Origin of the sequence: Onishia taeanensis, from assembly GCF_013349955.1 — a bacterium.
GTDB classification, from domain to species: Bacteria; Pseudomonadota; Gammaproteobacteria; order Pseudomonadales; family Halomonadaceae; genus Onishia; species Onishia taeanensis_B.
On the sequence record NZ_JABVXC010000018.1, the window covers coordinates 39847 to 46048 of the forward strand.

5 protein-coding genes are annotated in these 6202 nt (G+C 57.9%); 3 read left to right on the plus strand and 2 right to left on the minus strand.

All coding sequences use genetic code 11. The features are described from left to right. Nucleotides 1-54: 54 nt before the first annotated feature. Nucleotides 55-1782, minus strand: a complete 1728-nt coding sequence (locus tag HUS66_RS16290) for an SLC13 family permease (RefSeq protein ID WP_175072249.1) — start codon at nucleotides 1780-1782, stop codon at nucleotides 55-57. 132 nt (nucleotides 1783-1914) lie between these two features. On the opposite strand from HUS66_RS16290, the gene HUS66_RS16295 reads away from it, so the two are divergent. From HUS66_RS16295 to cysN, 3 genes are read left to right on the plus strand one after another with little or no spacing between them, the layout of a single operon-like run. Then, nucleotides 1915-2688: a helix-turn-helix domain-containing protein gene (locus tag HUS66_RS16295; protein WP_175072250.1), complete on the plus strand. Its 774-nt coding sequence runs from the start codon at nucleotides 1915-1917 to the stop codon at nucleotides 2686-2688. A gap of 51 nt (nucleotides 2689-2739) precedes the next feature. Continuing rightward, a complete protein-coding gene (cysD, locus tag HUS66_RS16300; protein WP_175072251.1) occupies nucleotides 2740-3642 on the plus strand; it encodes a sulfate adenylyltransferase subunit CysD in 903 nt (300 codons plus the stop codon). Further along, complete coding sequence (cysN, locus tag HUS66_RS16305; RefSeq protein ID WP_175072252.1) at nucleotides 3642-5546, plus strand: sulfate adenylyltransferase subunit CysN; 1905 nt, start codon at nucleotides 3642-3644, stop codon at nucleotides 5544-5546. Before cysD ends, cysN begins: the two co-directional genes overlap by 1 nt. Nucleotides 5547-5629: 83 nt before the next feature. On the opposite strand, the gene HUS66_RS16310 is transcribed toward cysN, so the two are convergent. Next, nucleotides 5630-6202, minus strand: a 573-nt coding sequence (locus tag HUS66_RS16310) for a UDP-glucose/GDP-mannose dehydrogenase family protein (RefSeq protein ID WP_175072253.1), incomplete at its 5' end; no start/stop codon positions are given.

Consider the following 6202-nt stretch of genomic DNA (forward strand, 5'->3'; position numbering starts at 1 on the left):
CCATTGTACACAGCCGATGGGACGAGCTTCACTTCGGCCGTTGCAGAGGCCCTCTTAAAAAGGAAAGACGATGGGGGTCAATACGAGCACGGCTGCCGAGTAGGCAACGCTGACCGGGGCACCAATACGTAGAAAGTCGTTCAGACTATACCGCCCCGGCGAGTAGACCATCAGATGGGTCTGATACCCATAGGGAATCAAGAAGCAGGCACTGGCCCCATAGGCGACAGCCATGATGAAGGGCATGGGGTCGGCGCCCAAGGCCTGAGCGGTAGCCCAAGCGACCGGAAAACCTAAGGCCGCAGCGGCATTGTTGGTCACCGTTTCGGTCAGTAGCAGCGTCAGGAGATAGCAGCCGATAAATGCGCCATACACGCCGTGACCATTGAACATTGCCTGCATGCCATCGGCCAGCAGTTCTGCCGCGCCGGATGTCTCCAGTCCTTGAGCAATAGCCAGTGCCGAGCCGATGATCATCCAAAGCTCAAAGGGGAAGCGTCGACGCAACTCTGAAGGGCTCAGCACACGCCCAAGCAACAATCCCCCCATCAACAACAGCAAACCATGAAACAAGGGCAAAAGCTCAAGGGCCGACAGCCCAATCACGCCCGCAAACCCTGCCAGGGTCAAGCCACTTTCCCAGGTACTCAGGCGTGGCCGGGTGGGGCTGCCGCTCAGCAAGTGAAAGTTGCGATCCAGGTTACGATGCTGATGAAAGTCGCTCCCTACCGCCATCAATAGACAGTCGCCCACTCGCAGCGGAATTTGCCCCAACTGGCCTTCCAAGCGTTTACCCCCACGACGAATGCCCACCACCCCCGCATTGAACATGCTGCGAAAATCGACTTCCTGCAACGTCCGTCCCGACAGCTCCGATTCATGCGAGACCACGACTTCCATCAGGTTGGTGGCCAGCAGGTCATCGGCGTGGTGCCCAAACAGCTTGAGCCCCGGGAAACGCTGGAGCGCTTGCACTTTGCTCACCGCGCCGGTGAATACCAGCGTGTCGTCTGCATGCAGCACTTCTTCCGGCCCCACGGGAGTGATCAGCCGCCCTTCTCGCTCAATCTCGAGCAGATAGAGGCCATCCAGGCTGCGCAAACCATTGGCTTCTATGCTCTTGCCAACCAACTCGGAGCTTCGCTCGAGGTCGGCCGCCAGGAAATAGGAAAGCTTATCTTCAGCTTCCTCCGGGTGATGATGCGGCAATGTTGCTGCTCGCCATACCAACACCACAAAAGTCAGCAGCGCCACGGGCACACCCACCAGGCTGAACTGAAACATACCAAGTTCGATGCCTGCGCTGCCCATCGCGAAAGAATTGACCACCAGGTTGGTCGAGGTCCCAACCAGAGTAGTCATCCCACCTAGGATGGAAGCATAGGAAAGCGGGATCAGCAGCCGAGACGGGGCAATACGGTCTTGCCGTGAAATCGTACTCAGGAAACTCGCGACCACGGCCGTATTATTGAGAAAAGCCGAAAGAACAGCACTGACGCCCATCAACTTCACGACCGCCTTATCAGGACGCCTTTGCAGAAGGTGCTGTGACACCCAGTCAAGCAACGGCGAGCGCTCCAAGGCTAATGACACAAGCAGCAGCAACAGCAAGGTGGCCAAGGCCGGGTTGGTGTATTGCTGAAGAAGCACAGTGGTATCCACCAGTCCACAGACTAAGTAGCCAGCGGCCATGGTGACGAAGGCGATGGCAGGCCGCACCAAACCCGACACCAGCAAGGCCAACAGGCCGGCCAAGGAAAGCAGTACCAACCAAGCTGTCATCCGATTCATCCTTGAAGGCTGCAGAAAACTTGTGGGAGTTTACGGGGCCTTTTATGATGATGTCGAACAGGCATGCACCCGCAGTGCGGAAGCCAAATTTTTTCTCTTTAATTTCAGTGCATTGAAAACACAATGATCACTAAACATTTATCGCCTGAAATACTCAACCAGCGCCGTCTTGAGGCTGTTCGCTTACGCCTCGACGGCCAGACAGTGGCTAACACCGCAAAACGCACCGGGCTATCTGCACCGACGATTTCGGCCGCGTGGAAGGCCTTTAGGGAGGGAGGCTGGCAGGCGGTGCCGGTTCGCCCTCGTGGCCGTCACAAGGGCAACCCCCAGAGACTGGGTGAGACTGAAAGAGAGTTCCTGTGGCAGCAGCTATCTCGCTGGCCTGCCGATAAAAGCCCTGGCTGGACTAGCCGGGAGCTGGCAGAGGCACTCAGCGATGAGACAGGGCGGAAGGTCTCGCCGCGCGCTATAGAACACTGGCTGGAGGCGCGGGATCTCAAACCGGCGCCCATGTCACTTGAGACCACGACAAAGCGTTCGCGCAAAGGGCGGTGGCTGCATCAGCAAGTACAGCCGGTTCTTGAGCGAGTGCGGAGCCTCGGCGGTGCTCACTGGCAGGGAGGTGTGCGCGTCGTCACAAATTCAGACGGTCGACAGGCGCGTTGCTACCAGCTGTATGTGCATGGCAAGCGCGGCGTGCTGCATACCTGCCGCTTCGCTTCGCCACCAAAGGCCAGAGACTATATTGAATTGTTCGAGCGCTTGGCCGATCAAGGCCCCACAGCACTGATTTTCCATGGAGCCTTTTTCAAGGCAAGCGCAGAGATCGCCGCTTGGCTCGAGCAACACACTGATTTTCAACTTCTCGGCGTACCGCCCAACAGCAAGCTATAAGCGGGCACACAACTACGATAAGCCGCGCATTTACCACCAAATGGAACAACGATGACGACACTCACCCATCTTCAACGCCTTGAGGCCGAGAGCATCCAGATCATGCGCGAGGTGGTCGCCGAGTCCGAGAACCCGGTGATGCTCTATTCCGTCGGCAAGGATAGCGCCGTGATGCTGCATCTGGCACGCAAAGCCTTTGCGCCATCTCCTCCCCCATTCCCGCTCCTCCACGTGGACACCCGCTGGAAGTTTCGTGCCATGTACGAGTTCCGAGACCGGATGGCCGAGGAAGCGGGCATGGACCTGCTGGTTCACATCAATCCAGAAGGCATCGAGAAGGATATCAACCCCTTCACCCACGGCTCGGCGATTCATACCGATGTAATGAAGACCGAAGGCCTCAAGCAGGCAATGGACAAGTACGGGTTCGATGCCGCCTTCGGCGGCGCGCGTCGCGACGAAGAAAAGTCCCGCGCCAAGGAGCGTGTTTTCTCGTTTCGCACCGCTCAGCACCGCTGGGATCCAAAGAACCAACGCCCCGAACTCTGGAAGGTTTTCAACACCTTCAAGCACAAGGGTGAATCAATACGCGTGTTCCCGCTCTCCAACTGGACCGAGCTGGATATCTGGCAATATATCTACTTGCAGAACATCCCCATCGTTCCTCTCTACTACGCCGGAGAACGGCCTGTCGTGGAACGTGATGGCGCCCTGATCATGGTCGACGATGAACGGATGCCGCTGGAGCCAGGCGAAGTACCCATGATGCGCAAGGTGCGCTTCCGCACCCTGGGCTGCTATCCGCTGACCGGTGCCGTGGAATCCGAGGCCGACACTTTGCCGGCGATCATCCAGGAAATGCTGCTCACCAGAACATCCGAACGACAAGGCCGCGTCATTGACCACGACAGTGCGGCATCCATGGAAAAGAAAAAGCAAGAGGGGTATTTCTGATGGCACACGCTTCCGACATGATCGCCGGTGACATTGAGGGCTACCTCCAGTCACACGAGAACAAAGGACTGCTGCGCTTCATTACCTGTGGCAGCGTGGATGACGGCAAGAGCACACTGATCGGACGACTGCTGTTCGAATCCAAGCTGCTATTCGAGGATCAATTAGCGGCCATTGAAGCCGACTCACGCAAGTACGGTACCCAGGGCGGCGACATGGACTTCGCCCTGCTGGTGGACGGCCTGGCCGCAGAGCGTGAACAGGGCATCACCATCGATGTGGCCTACCGTTACTTTTCCACCGACAAACGCAAGTTCATCGTTGCCGATACGCCTGGGCACGAGCAGTACACCCGTAACATGGTGACCGGTGCCTCGACTGCCGATGCCGCCATTCTGATGGTCGACGCACGCCACGGCATCCTGACACAGACGCGCCGCCATAGCTTTCTGATGTCACTGATTGGGATACGCCATGTGGTGGTGGCGATCAACAAGATGGACCTGGTGAACTACTCGCAGGCGCGATTCGACGCAATCGTCGAGGAATACCGCGACTTGGCCCAGCAACTCGGCCTGGAAAAGATCACTTTCATCCCGATGTCGGCGCTAAAGGGCGATAACGTTATCGAGCATGGACACCACATGCCCTGGTATCACGGCCCTACGCTGATGGCCTATCTCGAAACCGTCGAGATAGATGAAGCACACCTGCAACGTACGCCTTTCCGCATGCCGGTGCAGTGGGTCAACCGCCCTAACCTAGACTTCCGTGGCTTCAGCGGGATGATTTCAAGTGGTTGCGTAAAACCGGGCGATGCGATTCGCGTACAGCCATCCGGCAAGAACAGCACCGTCAAGCGCATCTATACCTTCGATGGCGATCTGGATGAGGCCGTTGCCGGTCAATCCGTCACCTTGCTGCTGGACGATGAAATCGATATTTCACGCGGCGATGTGATTTCGGGCGTGGATCAGCCGGCTCAAACAGCCGACCAGTTTGAGACCACCATCGTGTGGATGCATGAACAAGCACTGCTGCCCGGTCGCCCCTATCTGATGAAGCTCGGTACGCAGACCGTCTCAGCGACCGTCACGGACATCAAGTACCAGATTAACGTCAATACGCTCGAGCACACCGCTGGCAAGCAGATGGACCTCAATGCCATCGGCGTTTGCACCTTGAGCCTGAACCGCCCGGTCGCCTTCGACCCATACAAGGACAATCAGGACACTGGCGGTTTCATTCTCATTGACCGAATGACCAATAACACCGTTGGCGCTGGTATGCTGCACTTTGCACTGCGCCGGAGCCAGAACATTCACATGCAGCACGTGGATGTCGACAAGCAAGCACGTTCCACTGCCAAGAATCAACGCCCTGCCGTGCTGTGGTTCACCGGTCTCTCAGGGGCCGGAAAATCGACCATTGCCAACCTAGTCGAGAAAAAACTACATGCCGCCGGCCAACACACCTACCTGCTGGATGGCGACAACGTGCGCCACGGCCTCAACCGTGACCTGGGCTTCACCGATGCCGACCGAGTCGAGAATATTCGCCGTGTAGGCGAGACCGCCAAACTGATGGTGGATGCGGGCCTGATCGTGCTGACAGCTTTCATATCGCCCTTCCGCAGCGAGCGGCAGTTAGCCAAGGACTTGGTGGATGATGGTGAATTCATCGAGATCTTCGTCGACACCCCGCTTGAAGTGGCCGAAGACCGTGACCCCAAGGGGCTGTACAAGAAAGCCAGGCGAGGCGAGCTGAAGAACTTCACCGGCATCGACTCTGCCTACGAAGCGCCCGATGCCCCTGACCTCCACCTGAGAACAGGAGATATGAGTAGCGAAGAGGCGGCGGATGCCGTAATAGAGCACCTTCGGGAGCGTATTCTAATCGGCTAAACCTTTGTCAAGTGCAAGCCTGAATCGCCCTAGATTAATAGGCAGGGCGATTCAAAGCTAAGAAGAATCCGTGTATATCGCAATTATTGTGCCTTCAGTGACGCCCCGCGGCCCACGGCGTAGTACATCAGGCCCGCGTCCTTGACGGCCTTCGGCGGGAACAGGTTACGCCCGTCGACCACTACCGGCATGGCGAGCTGCGCCTTGAGCCAGTCGAAGTCGAGAATCCGAAACTCTTTCCACTCGGTACAGATGACCAGGGCATCCGCGCCCTTCACGGCCTGAATGCGATCGGCCACCAGCACCAGGTCATCGCGCTCACCATAGAGGCGGCGGCATTCCTTCATGGCCTCCGGGTCATAGGCCTGGACCTTGGCGCCAGCCGCCCACAGTGCCTCCATGACGTCGCGGCTCGGGGCATCACGCATGTCATCGGTGTTGGGCTTGAAGGCCAGTCCCCACAGGGCAATCGTCTTGCCGGTCAGGTTGCCGTCGAAGGCCTGATTGAGCTTGGCGAACAGGGTGCTTTTCTGACGACGATTGACGCTCTCGACGGCATTGAGCAGATCGGCCGGGTAATCGACCTCGCTGGCGGTGCGCGCCAGCGCCTGCACGTCCTTGGGGAAACAGGAACCGCCGTAACCGCAGCCCGGATA

Bases quoted from the DNA above. Each gene is read 5' to 3' on its own strand.
- HUS66_RS16290 (WP_175072249.1), bottom strand. From the start codon at position 1,782: ATGACAGCTTGGTTGGTACTGCTTTCCTTGGCCGGCCTGTTGGCCTTG.
- cysD (WP_175072251.1), top strand. From the start codon at position 2,740: ATGACGACACTCACCCATCTTCAACGCCTTGAGGCCGAGAGCATCCAG.
- cysN (WP_175072252.1), top strand. From the start codon at position 3,642: ATGGCACACGCTTCCGACATGATCGCCGGTGACATTGAGGGCTACCTC.
- HUS66_RS16295 (WP_175072250.1), top strand. From the start codon at position 1,915: ATGATCACTAAACATTTATCGCCTGAAATACTCAACCAGCGCCGTCTT.